The following is a 19799-nucleotide window of genomic DNA, read 5'->3' as shown; positions in this document are numbered from 1 at the left end:
GACTCCCTTTCGCGAATAATCATTATGTCACCGAGCCTAAGCTTAGAGCTAGCTGTCGGCAGCATGAAAGTAAACGGAATGAAAAGAACAACCCTGATCAGGTTGCTCCCGGTCACATTCCTATACAGTTAGACGAGACGGACGCCTGAAAAGTTTCATTACCCGGGCGTCCGCCCAGCCGTAATCAGTTATCGCTAGCGTTATCTTGTTGTACAAGCGATACGTTGCGTTGCGGTGTAAAGGTGGAGATGGCATGCTTGTAGATCAGCTGTTGCTTTCCATCCGAATCGATAACAATTGTAAAATTGTCAAATGCTTTAATCGTTCCTCGCACCTGGAATCCATTGATGAGGTATACCGTTACAGGTATAGAATCCTTGCGCAATTGGTTCAGAAACGTATCTTGGATATTAATAGACTTGTTCATTTTAGCCGTACCCCCAATAATCATTTGGATTGTTTTGAAGTATATTCAAGGTCTGTCCGGAACTTTCCTGCTATAATTTCGTGTATTCGGGCTACATGAGCAGAAAAATTTTCGAAATCAGTGACATCTACCCACTGGATATCCTTCATATGGCGAAACCACGAGAGCTGTCGCTTCGCAAAATGACGCGTATCCCGTTTTAGCCAAGTCACCGCCTCCTCCAAAGACACCTCTCCCCGCAGGTAGGAGGATATCTCTTTATAGCCTAGACCTTGCATGGAGATGGCATCGCTTCGCACTCCCCGTTCCATTAAGGAGGTTACCTCAGCAACAAGCCCTTGATCGAGCATCCCGTCAATTCGGTCTTCAATACGTTTATATAGCATTTGCCTATCCATTGTCAAACCTACGATGCAGAGCTGGTAGGGAGATTCCTTTTTTTGACTGGCAAGTTGAGAGCTAAGTGTTGTTCCGCTAACATGGTAAATTTCCAGCGCTCTCACGACTCGACGACGATCATTAGGATGCAAACGAAGTGCACTTTCGGGATCAACTGCCTGTAGTCGCGCATGAAGCGCTTCGGCTCCAAACTGATCGGCATAGTCAAGCTGTTCCTGGCGAAAAGCTTCATCAGCCCCTACCTCAGAAAATTGGTATTCATAGCAAACCGATTCTACGTACAAACCCGTTCCGCCTACGATGAAAGGTAGCTTTCCCCTAGATTGAATATCAGGTATGAGACGACGACAGTCTTCCTGAAATCGGGCTACTGAATATGGGTATTCAGGCTCATGAATATCGATTAAATGGTGCTTGATTCCTTTCATTTCCTGTTCGGAAATTTTGGCAGTTCCAATGTCCATATGACGGTATACCTGCATGGAATCCCCGGAAATAATTTCCGCGTCAAATTGTCGAGCCATTTCGATGCTTAGTTTCGTCTTGCCAACCGCAGTCGGGCCAACAAGAACAAGTAGTTTAGGCTTAGATGCCACTGTCAATATCAATCACTCCGTACACTGTTTTCGTTGTGCCCCGTTGCTCCACACGGAAGCCGAGGCGGGCAAACTCTCCGCTACCCCTTTTTTCTTTCAATACAATTGTTTTTCGTGCAACCCTTTTCGCATGAGCAATACTTTCTTCATTCAACGCATCTGGATTAGCCAATCCTCTCAATGGACCGATTGCACTGGAATCAAGCAACGGATCACGGAACATGGGGTCAAAATAAATAATATCGACACTTCGATTCGGCAAGCTACGCAAATAGTCCAGATGATGACCATAACGAACGTCAATGTCTGAAAAGGCTCTATCCACTGCAGCGTTACCGGAACGGTAATGCCTCATCCCATCCTTGATTAATGCATAGACAGGGAAGGAACTCTCCACAGCTGTAACTTGTCCAGAGCTTCCCGTTCCAATCGAGAATAGAAGAGAATCCGTACCGAGCCCTGCCGTGCAATCGAGCACGGTATCACCCGGGGCAAGTCGGGCAGCCGTCAACATCGGATCAGCCTCGCCCTTTAATACCCTTTTAGCTCGAATGAATCCCATGCTTGGATGAAAAATCATCGGTGATTGTTCCGGGCCAATCAGCCTCACCCCGCCCTGCACCAGCACCAGAGCCTGACGGACTCTGTGAGCAGCGATTAGCTTAGCTACTGATATGCCGCGACGTGGAGCGTACAGCACCCCAAGCTCGGCTGCAAGCAACTTTGCGCGCTCCACAACCTCGTCCGAGGGAGAATCTCCTGTCGTGACCAGTAATTCAGCTTGCTTCTCACGAAGCATCATCTGCTTTTCTTCTTCACGGTTTTCCCAATCCTGCAACATATTTATACTCCCTTACATTACTCTTTTAAATAGCTTCTCCAGATCATATGTGGAAAAGGAAACAACGATGGGGCGCCCATGGGGGCAGGTATAGGGTTGTTTGCAGGCTGCCAAACGCTCTAGCAGCACGGAAGCCTGTCGGTCAGTCAGCTTCTGATTTGCTTTAATCGAAGCCCGGCAGGAGCACATGATTGAGGCAGCTTCCCGCAGTTTAGCAAGATCAATGGCTTTTTCCTCCAGTACCCATCCGGCCATTTCCTCAATGACATCCGCTTCTTCTCCTTTGGGGAGCCAGTACGGATATGAGCTGACACGGAAGGTTTGCCCGCCAAAATGTTCCAAATACACCCCCGCCTGTTCAAACCAGTGCAACCTCGTTTTCAATTTTTCCGTCTCGGAAGGCGTAAATTCCAATGTAATTGGCAGTAACAACTCCTGTGATACTGATTCAGGGTTGCCAAATTTTTCGTAATAAAATTCGTAATTGACCCGCTCATGGGCGGCATGCTGATCAATTAAATACAAGCCCTGGTCATTCTGCGCAATCAGATAGGTCCCATGGTGCTGACCGATTAAATTCAGCTCAGGAAAAGTAGGCACCTCAGGGGCTGCCCCCGACAACGCTGTCAATTGCTCTGTATTTAGATGCTCCTGGCGCGGCTTCTGATCCGTGAATTTAGTAGTGTTGTCTGCAATTGGTGAAACAGCAGGACGGTAAGTAGCAGAAGCAGCCGTTTCCTGTATCCCTTCGCTGTACGAGGAAGAGACATCTGTTTCGGCATGATCTCCTGTGGATATCCGAGTAGTCGTCCCATCAGGAAGCGACACGCCTCCTCTAACATCACCCTCGTTGTTTTCTTCCACAAAATCTGCATCCAGCTCATCATCACTGATACTTTGACGAGCGAGAGTGTTGGCCTGTCCAATGACGGAATGGCTCCCCCTATTCGGAAGTTGCTCATGTTCATGGCTAAACTTCTTACTCTCTTCATTACTTTCATTACTTTCATTACTTTCATTACTTTCATTACTGCTTATATTATCTGCAGAAGTATCTACTTTTGCACTATTTCCTTTCGAGAAATGAAACTGCTCCTGCACAAATGAGCTGCTATCCTTGCCGCCAATTTCACGTTTGACTGCCTTTGGAATCAGCACTTGCTGCCCTAAAACAGCTTTTACCGAATCTTCAACCAGCTGAAACAGTTCAGCTTCTTTACTGAACCTCACCTCCAGCTTGGCTGGATGGACATTAACATCCACCAAAGAAGGATGCATGTCCAGTTGGATCACAGCCAGCGGATAACGATTAATCGGCAACAAAGTATGATACGCCTTGAGCAGTGCCTGATTGAGCCCATAGCTCCGCACAAATCGTCCATTCACTACTGTCGAGATTGCATTTCGATTCGATCTGGTCCACTCTGGGCGACTGACATAGCCGCTAATTCGGTAATCAAGGCTCTCTCCTTCCACCATCAACATTGATTTCGCCGCAGAAGTTCCGTAAATAGCAGCAATCACTTGGAGCAAATCACCATTGCCCAGCGTTTGCAACAATGTATTACCATTATGCCGCAATGTAAAGGCCACTTCTGGGTGCGAAAGCGCCATTCGGTACAATACATCCGAAATGTGTCCCAATTCCGTCTGGATCGTTTTCATATATTTTAGCCGTGCAGGTGTATTATAAAACAGATCGCGTACGGTAAAATCCGTCCCCTGCCTTCCAGCAGCATCCTCGTGAAGCATCAGTTTACCGCCCTCAATCACCAATTTACGGGCACGGCCGTCATCTCCTGCTGCTGTGAGTAGCTCTACTTTTGAGACAGCCGCTATACTTGGCAATGCCTCTCCCCGGAAGCCGAGACTTGTGATCTGGAACAAGTCTCGGCCATGTCCGATTTTGCTTGTCGCATGTCGATAAAATGCCGTTTCCACGTCCTCAGGCTCTATCCCACTGCCATTATCCGTCACCCGAATACTTTGCAGGCCGCCCTCTTCTACCCATACGTCCACTCGTGTACCGCCCGCATCAATCGCATTTTCCACCAGCTCCTTCACGACGGAGGCTGGACGTTCCACGACCTCACCGGCAGCAATCTGATTCGCAATATGCTCATCTAGCACTCGAATTTTAGACATCCTTTTAACCTCCTCCTGACTTCAAAGTGTGATGAAAAATAAGCAAAATAATAATATCTAATATTCTTAATTACAGACCATTGGCCTTGTTCTTTAATTCATTTAACAGTTGCATCGCCTGTAAGGGTGTCATATTCATGACATCAGCATTTTTCACCTTCCGCAAAATTTGGCGCACGATCGGATTAGCTTCTACCGTCTCTGAGTGTGGCTTGGAGGGAGCAAGGTCCTGCTCTCCGAAAATGGACAGCTGTACCACGTCAGAAGCTGCATGCTCCAACTCACCTGAATCTTCCACATTCTGTAGTGTATCTTCTTTTACCAGGGTAGCTTGCTGTGATCCAGACTGGACTGGTGGTGCAGTTTCTCCGTTTGCTTGCAATGTCTGGTCCGCATATTTTGCGGACATTGGAGAAATCTCTTCTGTCCCTGGCACTGTACGAAGATCAGTCCCTTCCTTCGCTACTCTTGCTGTCTCGGTGCCTGCCGTTATTTGAGCTGCCGCCTGTTCAAAACCATACAGTAGACCATTTGCTCGCTCAATAATGTTATTAGGCAAACCTGCAAGTCGGGCACAATAAATACCATAGCTACTACTAGCCGCGCCCGGTATGAGCTTGCGTAGAAAATTCACCTTATCGCCGCTTTCCTGCACGGCCATGGAATAATTTCGCAGCGAAGATAGACCTTGCTCCAAATGGGCCAGCTCATGGAAGTGCGTAGATACCAGCGCCTTACAGCCAATCGTATCATGCACAAATTCGATGACCGCTTGTGCAATTGCCATCCCTTCGCTGGTGGACGTTCCTCGTCCCAGTTCATCAATTATAATCAGACTTCGTGGAGTTGCCTTGTCCGTCATGACTTGAATATCTGCCATTTCGACCATAAACGTACTCTGTCCACCAATGAGATCATCCGCTGCGCCGATCCGTGTGAAAATGCGATCCAGCATCGGCACTTTAGCACGTGCAGCCGGGACAAAGCAGCCAATTTGAGCCATAATCGCAATGAGTGCAACCTGACGCATATACGTACTTTTCCCAGCCATATTCGGACCGGTGATGAGTAGAATATGCGCATCGGATTCTTCCAACACTGTGTTGTTGGCGATAAAGCCGCCATCTTTCATGACGGCTTCCACAACGGGGTGCCGTCCCTGTTCCACTACAAAATCATATCCTGTTGTCAGCTCAGGCTTCACGAATCCACGTTCCGCGCTAACCGTTGCCAGCGACTGATACACGTCAATTTCAGCAACTTGCTCTGCCAGCTTTTGCAGACGGGGAATTTCAGCGTTCAGTTTACTGCGTAGCTCTGAGAAAAGCGTGTACTCCAGATCCACCATCTTATCCTCAGCTTCCAAAATCAGCGATTCCTTTTCCTTCAATTCCGGTGTGATATACCGTTCTGCATTCGCCAATGTCTGTTTGCGTTCATATCGACCTTCCGGTAATGATGCCAAATTGGATTTGGTCACCTCGATGTAATAACCAAACACTTTGTTGTATCCGATTTTGAGTGACCGAATGCCGGTTGCTACTCGTTCTTTGGCCTCCAGCTCAGCAATCCAACGCTTACCGTTCACACTCGCCTCACGCAGTTCGTCTAGACGCTGATGATAGCCTTCCTTTATAAGCCCTCCATCTCTTACGGAAATCGGGGGTTCATCAGCCACTGCTTCCTCAATCAGCGTACACAGGTCTGCACAGCTGTCCAATGTTTGTGCAATCCGTCTCAGCGTATTCGACGGAGATTCAGCGCACAGCTCGCGTAAAGACGGAATTTGGGCCAGAGACAGCTTGAGGGCGATCAAATCTCGTGCATTAGCACTACCAAAAGCGATCCGTCCTACCAAACGCTCCAGGTCGTAAATCTCTTTAAGCTGAGCACGTACATCCTCGCGGAAAATAAACTGGTGGTATAGCTTGTCTACCGCTTCTAACCGTTCCTCAATTATATTGCTACTCAACAGCGGCTTGTCGATCCAACGACGTAACAAACGTGCGCCCATGGATGTCTCTGTCCGATCCAGCAACCACAGCAACGAGCCTTTCTTGGAGCGCTCACGCACCGTCTCCACCAGTTCCAGATTCCGGCGGGTAAATGGATCCAGAATCATAAAATGATTAGGCTCATAGACCGAGATTTGGGTCAGTTGACCTAACGATCTTTTTTGCGTTTCATTTAAATAGGAAATCAGGCGCGATACGCACCGTCTGCGTTCCTCCGTAAGCCTTGCCCACGTGGCTTCACCAAATTGATCCCGTACCAGATCATCCTTGGATTTGTCCCACGCCGTATACACAACCCGCCTTCCAACAGGGGACATACGGGAGGTCACGAAATCAAGCAAATGACCATCCCCCAACATTTCGGACGGCTCATAAATGTTAATTTCATCTAATAGCCATTCTTTCGAATCAGGTACGGAAGTCACATAGAGTTCACCTGTCGACAAGTCGCATGCCGCCAGCGCCAGCATCCCGTCCGTCTCTGTGACACATACCATGTAATTGTTGGATTTATCACCCAACACCTTGCCCTCCATAACTGTACCCGGGGTCACAACACGGACAATATCCCGCCGTACCATTCCCTTGGTAGCTGAGGCTTCCTCCATTTGTTCACAGATGGCCACCTTATAACCCTTCTCAATAAGGCGTTGTATGTAATTTTCTGCTGAATGATAAGGCACGCCGCACATCGGAATTTTCTCCGCGACGCCACCCTCACGACCAGTCAGTGTAATTTCCAGCTCCTTGGATGCAAGAATCGCATCATCAAAAAACATCTCGTAAAAATCGCCCAGGCGGAAAAACAAAAATGCGTCTTTAGCCTGCTCTTTTATAGATAAATATTGCTCGATCATCGGTGTATATTTAGACATACCGTTACCTAACCCCCACACTTTGTTCCGTTTAAACTTACAATTACCTTTCATTATATCAAAAATGACAGTCGATAACATGAAACCCTCTCGGGTGTTGACACTAGATTTTACGAAAGCTTCCAGTACGGGCGCAAATCCCGTGTTTCATCCCATTGTTTTCCCTTGCGAAGGCTATCCAGCAGTGGCGCTATATAAGCTTCATATTGAGAAAAGATCTCTAATGAAATCATATCTAAAATAAGTGGCTCCATATACTCTCTAAGTACAACCTGATTCCCTTCATAAAAAGCTCTGTGAGCCTCTTCTTCTCCCAGCGGCCTACGCTGCAAACGTGAGTATTGGGAAGCAATCAGAAACGCCATCCCAATCACACCTTTCGCCAGCTGTGGCGAGATTAGAAAACTGGGCAGTGTACGATATTCAAAGCCTCCGTAAGACTGACGGCGAAAATCGCCCAAATTGCCATAATGCGGTCTGCGCCGAGCCGAGCGCTTGTCTTCCAGCAGCGCCAGAGGCAACGCCAAATAGTTATCTAGCGCCCTGAGCAGGGCACCATTTAGCGGAACCCCGCTGAAATGCAGGTGTCCGCCCAGGGGAAAACCTGGTTGCGGCATTCCGCCCGCCTGCCAGATGAGCGTATGGTCATCTATCCGCCGAGCTGCTATCGCAAAAGCTTGGCGCAGGTGCCTCAGCAGACGGGCCGGATCTTCGCTCGGTGCAGGACGAAGCTCAGCGACTGGGTATAGCGTTCGTCCTCGGCGGGTAACGGCATCGCAGCCGGCTACGCCTAATCGGCCCAAATATCGAGAGGCCGGAACAACCCTCCCCTCTGGCATACGAACCAGCACAAATTCGGGATCCATTCCGATTAATAGTCGCGCTCTGCCCCGTTCCGCTGAAAGTTCCTCTCCCGGAGCATCCTCTTCACGAGCAGCAGCTTCATATAGCGTGGCCAAACGTCTATCGTTCAGCCATGGCTGTGCCAAGACATAGCGAACCTGACAACTACGTTCTCCCAGCGGCGTCAGCACTACCTCACCACTGTCCAAACCGAGAGTATACAACGCACGTACAGCCAGCCGCTCCATCCGGACATAGAGCGGTGATTGATAATCTAGTTCAGACCGATCATATGCACTAACCTTAGTAGAACCTTCGAGGGAACGTCTACGGATTTCCAGCACCCGTAGTTGATGGATTTGCACCGCGTAGCCGATCGCAAAATCTGCTGTACTCTCATCCAGCCAACGAACCGAAATACCTGAGCGCTCCAATCTGCGCATTTTTTCATCGTCCGTCATCTGTCTGAAACGTCTGAGCGCCTGTCCCGGTTGCCGCATCATAACTCCCCCTTACCGATCTACGTACGGACTTAAACAATCCAAACGACAAAAAAGGAGGGCCTTTGCCCCCTGCGCAATATCAGCCGGCGCAAAGAGTAAAGTGGCCCTCTTTTTGGTCACTCCTGTCAGAGCTCGTCGTCAATGAGGTCGGGGTCGAGCTCCTCATAGTCCCCCTCTTCCGCTCCAAAATCAAAGTCCTTGTCAAAATCGTCACTGCTACCATACGGGAATACTTCTACAACAATCTTCGTTTCCGCCACCAGCTCCACCGCAAATTCCCGCTCGACCCGGATCATTACGCTGCCACCTCCAGAAGACACACTGGCCTCGACGCAACTTGGCTCCTGTGTAGCTTCGGCGGATACTTCCACTGTAGACGCCCGGTGCTTCGGATCAAGATACGAGAGCGGCACATTTTCTACGTACGACACCGTTTCCTTAGCCACATCGGTCTGCGAGTTTTTATCGTATGAGTACCAAATATTGATATCATACGTCCCGATGACCTCAATGCCGTCTCCAGCCGCCACAGCTTCATACTGGTGGTTAATAATCCATGCCCCCAAAATACTGGTCGGATTATTCGGCGGAGTTACGGTATGGGTTACGGTAGAGAATCTGCGACCTTTACCACAGATCGCTTTGGTAATAATCTCTCTACGATTTTTATGACTTAATGCCATTCTTGAACCTCCTCCATACAATCAATCATTCCATACATATGTATGCAGGTTGTGGGCGAATGTTGAGTGAATAGGCGAAAAGGAAAAAATATTATTTGTATAAGCATATGCCGCCATGGCTTGAACTCATGCACGCCAATGTGTTACATGCTGCTCAACGATCTGTAAAAATTCGCTGAGAGCTGGCGATTTCCACTTTTTCGTGTGATAAGCGACCTGAGTAGCCACCTGCTGTTCACTGTCATCCCAGGCTAGACGTGCCATTTTCCCTTCTCGAAGCTCATTCTGTACCGTAACCAGCGGAAGCAGCGCAATACCCAGTCCAGCCATGACGCATTGCTTGATGGCTTCTATGCTCCAAAATTCCAGACTAGGGTCTGCAAAAATACCGTGTTTGTTCAAATACTGCTCAAAAAGGATTCGGTACGTACATCCAGCCTCCGTATGCAAAATGGTTTCGTCCTTCAAGTCGGCAGGCTCTACCTGTGTATAGGCAACCAGCGAATGCTTCAGTGGCGCAACCAGCGCCATCGGCTCATGAATAAGCGTGGTGATATTCAGTTCCCTATCCTCCGTCTCAGGTTGAAGCAAAAAAGCCAAATCCAATTCACCGGAACGGATCAAATCACGTAATTCCCAGCATTCGCCGGGTTTAAGTACAATTTTAACCTTTGGGTACCGCTCCCTGTACTCACGGATCAGACTCGGCAAACGAAAAGCAGCCAGAGACTCTGGTGCTCCTATTTTTAGCGTTCCTGCTAATTCTGTTTCTGAACGAAGCGCATCCTTGGCCATAGCATGCATCTTGGAAATTTCCTGCGCATAGGGCAGCAGGCGTCGTCCGGCATCGGTCAGCATAATTTTCTTGCCAATGCGATCAAACAGCGGCGTACCCAATTCCGTCTCCAGTGTTTGAATTTGAGCAGTAATACTTGACTGTGCATAATCCAGTATACGCGCTGCTCGCGTAAAACTGCCTGCCTCCACTACATTTATAAAGGTAAACAAATGCCGCGATTCCATAATCCGCTCCTTCAATCGATTTTTCCGATGCAAGCAATCGTAATATTCCGTTTTTCCGATAGATTGATTATCTGATAAGCTGGAGAAAATAACAAGAGAAAGAAGGCCTTTCTGCATGACGAATGAAAATAAGCTTCAATCCACTATTGGTCTTCCACAGGCCATTGCGCTCTATATCGGAGCTGTATTGGGTTCGGGGGTATTGATTGTGCCTGGTCTTGCCGCCCAAATGGCGGGTCCAGCATCGTTGCTGGCATGGGGATTCATGACCCTGCTCATTCTGCCAATGGCGCTTTCCATGGGACTTCTATCCGCGAAATTCCCAAATGCGGGAGGGGTATCGCATTTTGTGACGTTGGCCTTTTCCCCACGGGCTGGTGCTTATATCGGGTGGTTTTTTCTCATGTCGGTTCCAATTGGGGCCCCTGTTGCCGCACTTACCGGAGCCGGCTATATGACCGCAGCTATGGGCTGGGGAGAGGAAAGCCGCATAATGTTGGCCGCTGCCATGCTGGCGGTGGGCCTGGTCATCAACTGGATTGGTATGAAGGTTGCCGGACGTATTCAGATTGCCGTCGTTATAGCCATCGTTGCCGTCCTGATATTCGCTATTGCCGCAGCACTCCCTCAGATGAAAACTATTCACTTCACGCCGTTTGTTCCACATGGCTGGCTTTCTGTCGGCCAAGCAGCTGCGATTCTGTTCTGGTGCTTTATCGGCTGGGAGGCTGTGTCCCATATGTCAGAGGAATTTACCAATCCCGAGCGGTCTGCCGTTAGAGGTGTGACCATTGCAGCCGTCATTGTAGGTTTGCTTTATTTCCTTACTGCGCTTGCTACGGTAGGCACACAAAGTTACCTTGCAGGGGGTTCGGATGCTTCGCTCATATGGGTGATTAGTCGGGCTATCGGGCCATGGGGTGCGATCATTGCGGGCTTGACGGGGATCTTTATTTGTACCGCTACTATTATTGCTTACGTGGGTGCCGCTTCACGAGTCGCTTATGCTTTATCTCGACAAGGACAGGCCTTTCGCTGGATGGGCGTGTTATCCCAACGCTTCTATACCCCCATCGGGGGCATTGCTTTTCTTAGCGTCTGCTTCGTGATCATTATGGTGTTGTACAGTAGCGGTGCTGTTTCACTCACCAACCTGATCCAATTGCCGAACGCTACCTTCATTCTGACCTATCTAGGGGGTTGTGCAGCAGGAATCAAGCTCCTACGTGGGAGTCGTTGGGGAGTTTCCATTAGTTGGATTTCCTTCATTTCCACGGCAGTTGTTTTCCCCTTTGTCGGGTGGGCCATGCTTTACCCTTGCCTGATCACCGTTGTCTTGTGGATCACAGATCGAATTCGGCATAAACGGACTTTCACTCATCCGAATTCTGCCGTTACTGAACAAGAAAAGGCTACTGTCCGTCGTGGATAGTAGCCGCTCAAGGTCCTTACTCTAATTTTTCACCGGAGTAGGGGCCTTGTCCTTTTTAGCGATTTTCAAATACTGGTGAAGCTCATGTGTAAGCTGCAATAATGCTGAACGAATCTCAAATTCCTCCCGAGTTGCGGGAAGCTCCATGGCTTTAAATTCTTCACGAACCTGCTCCAACAGCTTCTCGGTCTGTCCTGTATAATGTCCAGCCAAAACGTCGTTGCTAAGCTGGTCGAACAGCTCGGCCAGAAGCTTGGCCTGCGGCATGTGCTGATACATTTGTGCGATCAACTGCATCATGTTTTGAATCGAATCCAGCTGTTCTTTGCGCATATAAAAATACACATTCCAGCCTTCTTGGGGACGAAGCATTTGATTTTCCAATGAACGACCCGCCTCAGTGACCCCTTTGGTGATCACGCTGTCCGCTTCAATAACTTCCTTGCCATCCCATATGTATGCCGGACTACGCAGCGTGTTGGCCATATTTCTGAATATAACAGAAAATGTCCGATCCACCTCCTGCCGGATTTGTTGCATTGTATTATCAGAACGCGGCATATAAGCTAGATTGACAACCATCGCAGAACCCAGCCCAATCACCAGCAGAGCCAGTTGGGTCAGCAGTACCTCCATATCAATCACACCGCCGCTGAATACTCGGAAAACCACGACCGAACCCGTGACAATGCCTTCCTTAAAGCCCACCCGTACAATGACCGGAAACGCCGTTAAAATATATAATGCAAGCACCCAATCATGGAATCCGAATACCACAAACAAAACACAAGCAAAAAGAAGTCCCACGACGGATGCAAAAAATCTCGCCGAAATGGTGCGGAGACTTCTCTTGCGTGTGACATCCACCCCCAAAATTGCTAAAAGCCCTGCCGAGGTGGCTCCGTGAATGCCTACTCCCTCCGCAATAAGTACGGCCATTAATGCGGCAATAGCCGTTTTAATCGTACGAAAGCCCATGAAAAAATTCTGTCCCCTCTAGATGAAATCTGTTTTCTCATTTTTATAAATATTAAGTATTTCATTTTCATGGTACTTTATTTTCACGTTTTACACAAATATTCAGAAATTTAATAATTACCGATGAGGGCGACCTGAAAGCAAGCGGTGCTCCACATACACGACTGCCTGATACATCAATGTAGCTACGACAGCAATGATCAACAGACTGGACATGACCAGTGTGAAATTGAACACCTGAAAACCATAAATGATCAAATAACCTAAGCCATTTTTAGCAACCAAAAATTCACCAACAATCACGCCAACCCATGCCATGCCGACATTCACTTTCAGCGTAGAGACAATTGCGGGAAAGGAGGCAGGCAAAATCACCTTTTGAAACGTATCCCGGCGTGTTCCTCCAAACGTGCGAACCACTTTGATCAAATTCGAATCAACTTCCTGAAAGCTGTTGTACACCACAAGGGTCGTAATGATAACCGTAATGGAGAGGGTCGTCATCAGAATCGCGGTAAAACCCGCCCCAAACATGACGATAAAAATCGGACCCAGCGCTACCTTCGGCATACTGTTAAACACAACCATATACGGGTCAAGCACCCTCGACAAGAACGGCGACCACCAAATAAGTACCGCCAGCAGTGTACCGAGCAGTGTGCCGAGCAAAAAACCTGCCATCGTTTCTCCAACAGTGACACCTACATGTCCCCATAATTCCCCGCTGACCGCATCCTTGCCAATCTGAGTGAAAATTTTGCTAGGGTAGCTAAACAACAGTACATCAATCCACTTCAAACGACCTGCAATTTCCCACAATACAAATAAAAGCAGCAAAATAGCTGTCTGCACACCTGTTACTAACCACTTTTGCAAACGCCTGTTACGCAAATACGTCTGATGCAGTCCTTGAATCCAACGTTGCTCAAGCTGATCAGCTTCGTTCTTCATACATTAACTCACTCCTTTGCTCCCGAAGCCTCCAGTTCCCCCCATATCTCATGAAAAAGCTCATTAAAGCCCGGCTGCTCGCGTGCATAAAAAGGCTGAGCTTCCCGGATGGAAACCGGAATCTCGAAAGTACGCCGGATATGACCAGGATTTCGCCCCATCACTATAACCCGGTCACTGACTGCAATCGCCTCGGCCAAATCGTGCGTGACTAAAATCGCCGTTTTCTCTCGCTCGCGCAAGGTTTGCACAACGAGGTCCTCCAGCTGCAGCTTGGTTTGATAATCCAGCGCGGAGAACGGCTCATCCAGTAGCAGCAATCCCGGATTCGTCGCCAGCGTCCGTACCAGCGCCACACGCTGGCGCATTCCTCCAGACAACTGGGATGGATGCAAATGCTCCTTTCCTCCCAAACCCATACCTTCCAGCAATAATCGCGTCCGCTCACGCGCAGCTTCATCTACTCTGTTGCTTAGTTCCAGACCTAACAATGCGTTATCCATGATCGTCCGCCACGGGAAAAGATAATCCTGCTGCAACATGTAACCGACCTCAGGACTCGGGCCACTTACTGGCTGACCTTGCAACATAACTTGACCTGCCGCTGGACGCAGCAGCCCGGCGATCATAGATAGGATCGTCGTTTTGCCGCAGCCGCTTGGACCGACTAAACTGACAAATTCCCCTGTATTTACGGAAAAATCGATATTCTCAACCGCCAATGAAGCTTCCCGATCTGTTACGTATACATGGGTCACTTGCTCCATTCTCACCATCGGGATCGTCACATCCGCAGTGAGACCACTCTGTTCCTCCGTCATGGTGAACCTCCTGCATCCACAGCTGTATCCGTAGCTTCGGTTGTGCTCTTTTTCACATCTGTCTCAGTATTCCCGATAGAGTTGGAGGAGATCGCCTGTTTTGCAAAACTTGGGTTTACCAGCTTATCTAGTGCAACCGGGCTTTTCAGCTCACCTGCCGAAGCCATGACATCCTGTAAATTCTTCCATTCCTTTTCCTCAATCATCGGGTTCATTGCATAGGTACCCTGTTCCTTATAGCGCTTGATACTACTCGTCAAAACAGCTAATTCTGTATCCTTAAAATAAGGTGTAATGGCTTCGGCGATCTGTTCAGGTGAATGCGCAGCAATCCACTGCTGTGCCCGATATATGGCATTTGTAAATTTCTGTGCGGCTTCGCTATTGGTATTTAGATAGCTTTGCTTCGCCATATATACCGTATACGGCAACTCGCCACTCTCTACGCCGATAGAGGCAACTACCCGACCTCGACCTTCCTTTTCAAAAATAGACGCCTGTGGCTCAAACAGCTGCACATAATCCCCTGTACCCGAACCAAAAGCAGAAGCGACATTGGCAAAATCAATATTTTGAATCAGCTTCAGATCCTTATGAGGATCAATGCCGTGTTTGCGAAGCGTAAATTCAAGTGACATTTGTGGCATTCCGCCCTTGCGTTGTCCCAAAAAATTTTGTTGTTTCAGCTTTTCCCAGTCAAAGCTATCCTTTGTTTGCCGAGCAAACAAAAAGGTTCCGTCCTTCTGTGTCAGCTGAGCGAAATTAATGATAGGGTCCTCTGCTCCTTGCTGATACACATAAATAGATGTTTCCGCGCCGATCAGCGCGATATCTGCCTGATTGGACAACAACGCCGTCATCGCCTTGTCTCCGCCAGGGATCGTAGCCAGTTGGACATCCAGTCCCTCCTGAGCAAACATCCCCTGGCTCAAGGCTACATACTGCGGCGCATAAAAGACCGTACGGGCTACCTCGCCAAGTCTGATCTCAATCGTCTGCCCCCCCTTGGGGGCACACCCACTGAGCAACAGTAATCCGAGTAGTGCCGCAGCCACCACTGCTTTGCAACGAGCGCCGTATTTCATCCTTGTTCCCTCCCCACCTTTACATCGTTGACTTCATATATTGTTATGCAGCTGACGTTATAATGGTTAACTGCATACAAAAACCCCGCATTTGCCTATGAATGCGAGGTTTTTGTGTGCGATTGTATAAGAACTCTAAATCAGAGCTTGTATATGGATGTATATTTATCTTCCAGATAGTCGGCGAGATAATCAGGATTCAGATCCTCACCCGTAATGGCTACAATCAACTCAGACGGCGTCCGGCTCTTGCCGTAACGGTAAATCCGTTCAGTCAGCCATTGCTTGATCGGCTCCAGCTCACCAGCAGCAATCAGCTCATCCAGGTTCGGTAGCTCCTTACGCAGAGTCGCCAAAATCTGGGCTGCATACATATTGCCAAGTGAGTAAGAAGCAAAATAGCCAAAATCACCACCGGACCAGTGAACGTCTTGAAGTACGCCCAGCCCGTCGTTCGGGGGTAGAAGCCCCAGGTATTCTTTATATTTTGCATTCCACACTTCGGGGAGACGCTTTACATCCAGCTTTTCATTAAACAGCATTTTCTCAATTTCATAGCGGACAATGATATGTAAATTATATGTCAGCTCATCCGCTTCAATACGAATCAATGAATTTTCCACGCGGTTGACTGCCCGGTAAAATTGCTCTGCCGTGACCTTCGCCAAACGATCAGGAAAATGCTTTTGCAGATCATCGTAATACCGATCCCAGAAAGCACGACTGCGTCCGATTTTATTTTCCCACAAGCGGGACTGGGATTCATGAATCCCCATAGAGGTTCCTCCGGACAGTAGTGATCCTGCCAGCTCAGGAGCAATGTTTTGTTCGTACAGTGCATGGCCTCCTTCATGCAGCGAGCTGAAAATAGCACTGGTTACATCATCTTGCAAATAGTGTGTTGTTATACGCACATCACCTGGATTTAATCCTGTCGCAAAAGGATGCACACTCTCATCCAAACGACCTGCATCAAAGTCATAACCCATCTGCCCTAAAATGAACAGACTGAACTTTTCCTGCTGCTTCACATCAAATACCCCGTCTAAAAAGCTCTTATCCGGCTGGTTGGGTGAAGCCTGAATTTTAGACAAAAGGGGTACAAGGCGCTTTTTGAGTCGATCAAAGACAGCATCCAGCTTTTTAACCGTCATCCCTGGCTCATATTGATCCAAAAGTGTGTCGTACTCTGTATCCTTAACACCCCAGTAGCCGATAAACTCACGCTTCATGTCTACGATTTTAGACAAGTACGGTTCGAATCCAGCAAAGTCGCTGTGTTCCTTTGCTTCCTCCCACTTGCTTTCTGCCTGAGCCGCTAAAATGCTATACTCCCGGTAGCGGTCTGCTGGGACTGAACGATTCAAGTCATAATTTTTGCGACATTCCTCTACCAATCTGCGATCATTGTCCTCCAGTTGCTCCAGCTTGTCTTTTGCGGCAAAAAATTGCAGCAACTGCCCCATTTCATCTGAGATCATCAGCTTGAACATTTCCGTGGACAGCATCCCCAACGTCTCGGACCGAATGTCAACTCCCTTGCGTGGAGCTCCTGTCCGTAAATCCCAGTGCAGCAAGCCGACTGCTTCGCCATAACTGCTGATTTTGTGTGAGATTTCCTTTAAAGCCGTCCATTGATCCAACGTCTGTTGCTCCATAATTAGGGTCACCTCTTTAACTTAAAATGGTTAAAACTTTACAACTACCTATACTTGATGATACTTATATTAAAAAGTATAATCAACACACAACATGTACGACCAACTCCTAATACCTGGATCAACGTTGGGCAGTACATATTGCACTTTATTAGAATCTGGAGGGAACTATCGTGGATCACATCCAAGAAATTTTAGAGTACAATCGTGTTTTCGTAGAAAACAAAGAATACGAGGCCTATAGAACGGGCAAGTTCCCTAACAAAAAAATGGTCATCATAACCTGTATGGATACGCGGCTAACGGAATTGCTCCCCAAAGCCATGAACCTGCGTAACGGGGATGTCAAAATTATTAAAAATGCGGGTGCCATTATTTCACAGCCTTTTGGAAGTGTAATGCGCAGTGTGCTAGTCGCTTTATATGAGCTGGGAGCAGACGAAGTACTCGTTATAGGTCATTATGAATGCGGCATGGCTGCACTAAACGCTGATCATATGGTTAATGAGATGCTGGAACGTGGAATTTCGCAGGAAGTGCTAAGTACATTAGAAAATTCAGGTATTAAGTTAAATAAATGGTTGAAGGGTTTTGACAACATTGAAGAAGGGGTACAGACTACAGTGAAGCTTATTAAAAACCACCCCCTTCTCCCTCCCAATACGCCCGTTCATGGTATGGTAATACATCCGGATACAGGCGCGTTAACCCTTGTTGTTGATGGGAATAACCAGTAAACAGAATCCTCATCCTCAAAAGTTATCAGGGTAGTTCAGGCGCGTATATACGTGCTTAAACTACCCTGTTTCTATGAAAAAAAGCACATATACATACCGAATGACCCCAGCCAATTTTGGCTAACCTGTGAACGACTGGTGTGAAAGTTGTCAAACCATACAGTTTCAGTGTACACTTTTTATGGAGCCGCAGATTACCTGCCGCAGAGCTGTTACAACCGTTACTTTGATGGATGAAGGAGATAAGATATATGAATTTACTATCGTATGGTCTGTTAGGACTTCTCGCCAGAGAGGAATCCTCCGGCTATGATCTGATGCTGCGTATTCAGCCTTTTTGGCAGGCCAAGCACAGCCAGATCTATCCGCTACTGGCCCGTATGGAGAGCAAGGAACTGCTAGCCTCCCGATGGATTCAGCAGTCCGACAAGCCTGATAAAAAGATGTATACCATTACGGACAAGGGAATCCATATGCTTCAGCAATGGTCTCAGGAAACGTTAGCTGCTCCGGTTACACGGGATGAATTAAGCCTTCGACTATTCTGTCTCTGGTTGACGGACAAAACTAGCGCCAATCGTATGCTAGAGGAACGCAAACGTTATTTTATTCAGAAAATCCGTCATCTAGAGGATATACTGAACGACATTCCCGCAGAAAATTTACACTTTGGCAGTAAGAATTTCGGTGACTATATTCTAGTACAAAAAGGGCTTATGAATGCCAAAGCAGGCCTGGAATGGTGCCAAATGGTGCTGCGCATGCTGCTTGCCGGTGATGTCAGAGCGGACACTAATCCGTTTTTACTTAAACCCTAAAGCAAAATGCTTTTATCAATCCATGCATGGGATTTATGTACGTTATCGTTTAATTTTTTAAAATTTAAAATTCTTTGAAACCCTTTTCCATGCTATATCGTATTACGGGTAAGCGGTTGTTTGACCTATAACACAAATTACTAGGGGGATTATATTTACATGAAAAAGACATTCACTTTGAAAAATATGATGATGCTGATGATGGCTTTCACCCTACTCATTGCTATGATCGCACCATCTACAGCTGATGCAAGGCGTGGTGGTGGATTTAAATCCGGACCAAAATCATACCAATCTACACCAAGCAAGGCGAATGACAGCAGCGGCATCAATAAGTCTGATAGCGGAACTAAATCTAGTGCGGCTACGGGCAACACAAGCAGAACCGGTGGGTTCCTCGGTGGCGGTGGCGGGTTCCTCAAAGGTATGATGCTGGGCGGCTTGGCAGGTATGCTTTTCGGCGGATTGTTCGGCAACATGGGTGCATTGGGCAGCTTACTTGGCCTGGCCGTTAACGTTCTAGCTATTTATGTCCTGATTATGGTTGGTGTAGGGATCTACCGAGCTATCAAAAATCGCCGTAGACCCGATGATTCTCGTGGAGGACGTTACTAAGTTATGATTTTAAGCATGGATGAGATTGTCAATGCCATTTGCCTGCATATGGCTGAACGCAAGGGCGTACGACCGACCGATGTGGTTGTGGAGCTAAGCTGGGAAGAGGATACAGGCTATACAGCCGAAGTTCATGTCCAGGGACGCAGTCAATATCTGGTGGAAGCCAATATGATTGAAGCCATTCTGAGATATCTTCATTCCGAATACAATATTCGTGCCTATCGCGAGCAGGTCAGATTGGATCTGGATGAAGAAATTACCGCTATTGTCCAAACTTAATTAAATTGCATAGGACCGTCGTACAAACTTGTTTCAAAATAAAAGAACCGCTCTTTGCCTGGTGGCAAGGGC

General features: G+C 47.8%; 18 protein-coding genes. 5 read left to right on the top strand and 13 right to left on the bottom strand.

What is annotated here, in order from left to right; translation table 11 throughout:
* Nucleotides 1-184: 184 nt before the first annotated feature.
* From hfq to C0638_RS19050, 8 genes are all read right to left on the bottom strand, one after another.
* On the bottom strand, nucleotides 185-427 hold the full coding sequence (hfq, locus tag C0638_RS19085; RefSeq protein ID WP_013371546.1) for an RNA chaperone Hfq: 243 nt from the start codon (nucleotides 425-427) through the stop codon (nucleotides 185-187).
* Between the two features lie 20 nt (nucleotides 428-447).
* Nucleotides 448-1428 carry a tRNA (adenosine(37)-N6)-dimethylallyltransferase MiaA gene (miaA, locus tag C0638_RS19080; protein ID WP_058711876.1) on the bottom strand — a complete coding sequence of 327 codons (981 nt, stop codon included), beginning with the start codon at nucleotides 1426-1428 and terminating at the stop codon, nucleotides 448-450.
* Nucleotides 1412-2263, bottom strand: coding sequence for a class I SAM-dependent methyltransferase (locus C0638_RS19075; RefSeq protein WP_040103540.1), 852 nt, complete (start codon nucleotides 2261-2263; stop codon nucleotides 1412-1414). Before C0638_RS19075 ends, miaA begins: the two co-directional genes overlap by 17 nt.
* A 12-nt stretch (nucleotides 2264-2275) precedes the next feature.
* Nucleotides 2276-4408 (bottom strand): DNA mismatch repair endonuclease MutL, encoded by a 2133-nt coding sequence (mutL, locus tag C0638_RS19070; RefSeq protein ID WP_102163696.1) that lies wholly within the window; start codon nucleotides 4406-4408, stop codon nucleotides 2276-2278.
* Nucleotides 4409-4478: 70 nt separating this feature from the next.
* A complete protein-coding gene (mutS, locus tag C0638_RS19065) occupies nucleotides 4479-7298 on the bottom strand; it encodes a DNA mismatch repair protein MutS (protein ID WP_058711878.1) in 2820 nt (939 codons plus the stop codon).
* A gap of 110 nt (nucleotides 7299-7408) precedes the next feature.
* On the bottom strand, nucleotides 7409-8644 hold the full coding sequence (locus C0638_RS19060) for a putative amidoligase domain-containing protein (protein ID WP_058711879.1): 1236 nt from the start codon (nucleotides 8642-8644) through the stop codon (nucleotides 7409-7411).
* 125 nt (nucleotides 8645-8769) lie between these two features.
* Entirely contained in the window at nucleotides 8770-9327 is a 558-nt protein-coding gene (locus C0638_RS19055) for an outer spore coat protein CotE (RefSeq protein ID WP_013371552.1), read from the bottom strand.
* Between the two features lie 126 nt (nucleotides 9328-9453).
* On the bottom strand, nucleotides 9454-10350 hold the full coding sequence (locus tag C0638_RS19050; RefSeq protein ID WP_025675099.1) for a LysR family transcriptional regulator: 897 nt from the start codon (nucleotides 10348-10350) through the stop codon (nucleotides 9454-9456).
* 115 nt (nucleotides 10351-10465) lie between these two features.
* Here C0638_RS19050 and C0638_RS19045 point away from each other — a divergent pair, with 115 nt between their 5' ends.
* Complete coding sequence (locus tag C0638_RS19045; RefSeq protein WP_058711880.1) at nucleotides 10466-11782, top strand: amino acid permease; 1317 nt, start codon at nucleotides 10466-10468, stop codon at nucleotides 11780-11782.
* 21 nt (nucleotides 11783-11803) lie between these two features.
* Here C0638_RS19045 and C0638_RS19040 read toward each other — a convergent pair whose 3' ends face one another.
* The 5 genes from C0638_RS19040 to C0638_RS19020 form a co-directional block, all read right to left on the bottom strand.
* Nucleotides 11804-12760: an aromatic acid exporter family protein gene (locus tag C0638_RS19040; RefSeq protein WP_013371555.1), complete on the bottom strand. Its 957-nt coding sequence runs from the start codon at nucleotides 12758-12760 to the stop codon at nucleotides 11804-11806.
* Nucleotides 12761-12877: 117 nt separating this feature from the next.
* Nucleotides 12878-13711: an ABC transporter permease gene (locus C0638_RS19035; protein ID WP_058711881.1), complete on the bottom strand. Its 834-nt coding sequence runs from the start codon at nucleotides 13709-13711 to the stop codon at nucleotides 12878-12880.
* Nucleotides 13712-13719: 8 nt separating this feature from the next.
* On the bottom strand, nucleotides 13720-14532 hold the full coding sequence (locus C0638_RS19030) for an ABC transporter ATP-binding protein (protein ID WP_058711882.1): 813 nt from the start codon (nucleotides 14530-14532) through the stop codon (nucleotides 13720-13722).
* Nucleotides 14529-15617 (bottom strand): ABC transporter substrate-binding protein, encoded by a 1089-nt coding sequence (locus tag C0638_RS19025; protein WP_058711883.1) that lies wholly within the window; start codon nucleotides 15615-15617, stop codon nucleotides 14529-14531. Before C0638_RS19025 ends, C0638_RS19030 begins: the two co-directional genes overlap by 4 nt.
* Before the next feature lie 140 nt (nucleotides 15618-15757).
* Nucleotides 15758-17275: a carboxypeptidase M32 gene (locus C0638_RS19020; RefSeq protein ID WP_058711884.1), complete on the bottom strand. Its 1518-nt coding sequence runs from the start codon at nucleotides 17273-17275 to the stop codon at nucleotides 15758-15760.
* A gap of 173 nt (nucleotides 17276-17448) precedes the next feature.
* On the opposite strand from C0638_RS19020, the gene C0638_RS19015 reads away from it, so the two are divergent.
* The 4 genes from C0638_RS19015 (at nucleotide 17449) to C0638_RS19000 (ending at nucleotide 19727) form a co-directional block, all read left to right on the top strand.
* The gene (locus C0638_RS19015; protein WP_025675094.1) at nucleotides 17449-18012 is read left to right on the top strand and encodes a beta-class carbonic anhydrase; all 564 of its coding nucleotides are present in this window, start codon (nucleotides 17449-17451) and stop codon (nucleotides 18010-18012) included.
* Nucleotides 18013-18263: 251 nt separating this feature from the next.
* Nucleotides 18264-18830, top strand: a complete 567-nt coding sequence (locus C0638_RS19010; RefSeq protein WP_013371561.1) for a PadR family transcriptional regulator — start codon at nucleotides 18264-18266, stop codon at nucleotides 18828-18830.
* A gap of 159 nt (nucleotides 18831-18989) precedes the next feature.
* On the top strand, nucleotides 18990-19445 hold the full coding sequence (locus C0638_RS19005) for a hypothetical protein (protein ID WP_013371562.1): 456 nt from the start codon (nucleotides 18990-18992) through the stop codon (nucleotides 19443-19445).
* A 3-nt stretch (nucleotides 19446-19448) separates the two neighbouring features.
* Nucleotides 19449-19727 carry a YxcD family protein gene (locus C0638_RS19000; protein ID WP_013371563.1) on the top strand — a complete coding sequence of 93 codons (279 nt, stop codon included), beginning with the start codon at nucleotides 19449-19451 and terminating at the stop codon, nucleotides 19725-19727.
* Nucleotides 19728-19799: the final 72 nt, after the last annotated feature.

This window comes from Paenibacillus sp. lzh-N1 (assembly GCF_002872435.1).
GTDB classification, from domain to species: Bacteria; Bacillota; Bacilli; order Paenibacillales; family Paenibacillaceae; genus Paenibacillus; species Paenibacillus polymyxa_C.
This window is presented reverse-complemented; position numbering and strand designations above follow the sequence as displayed.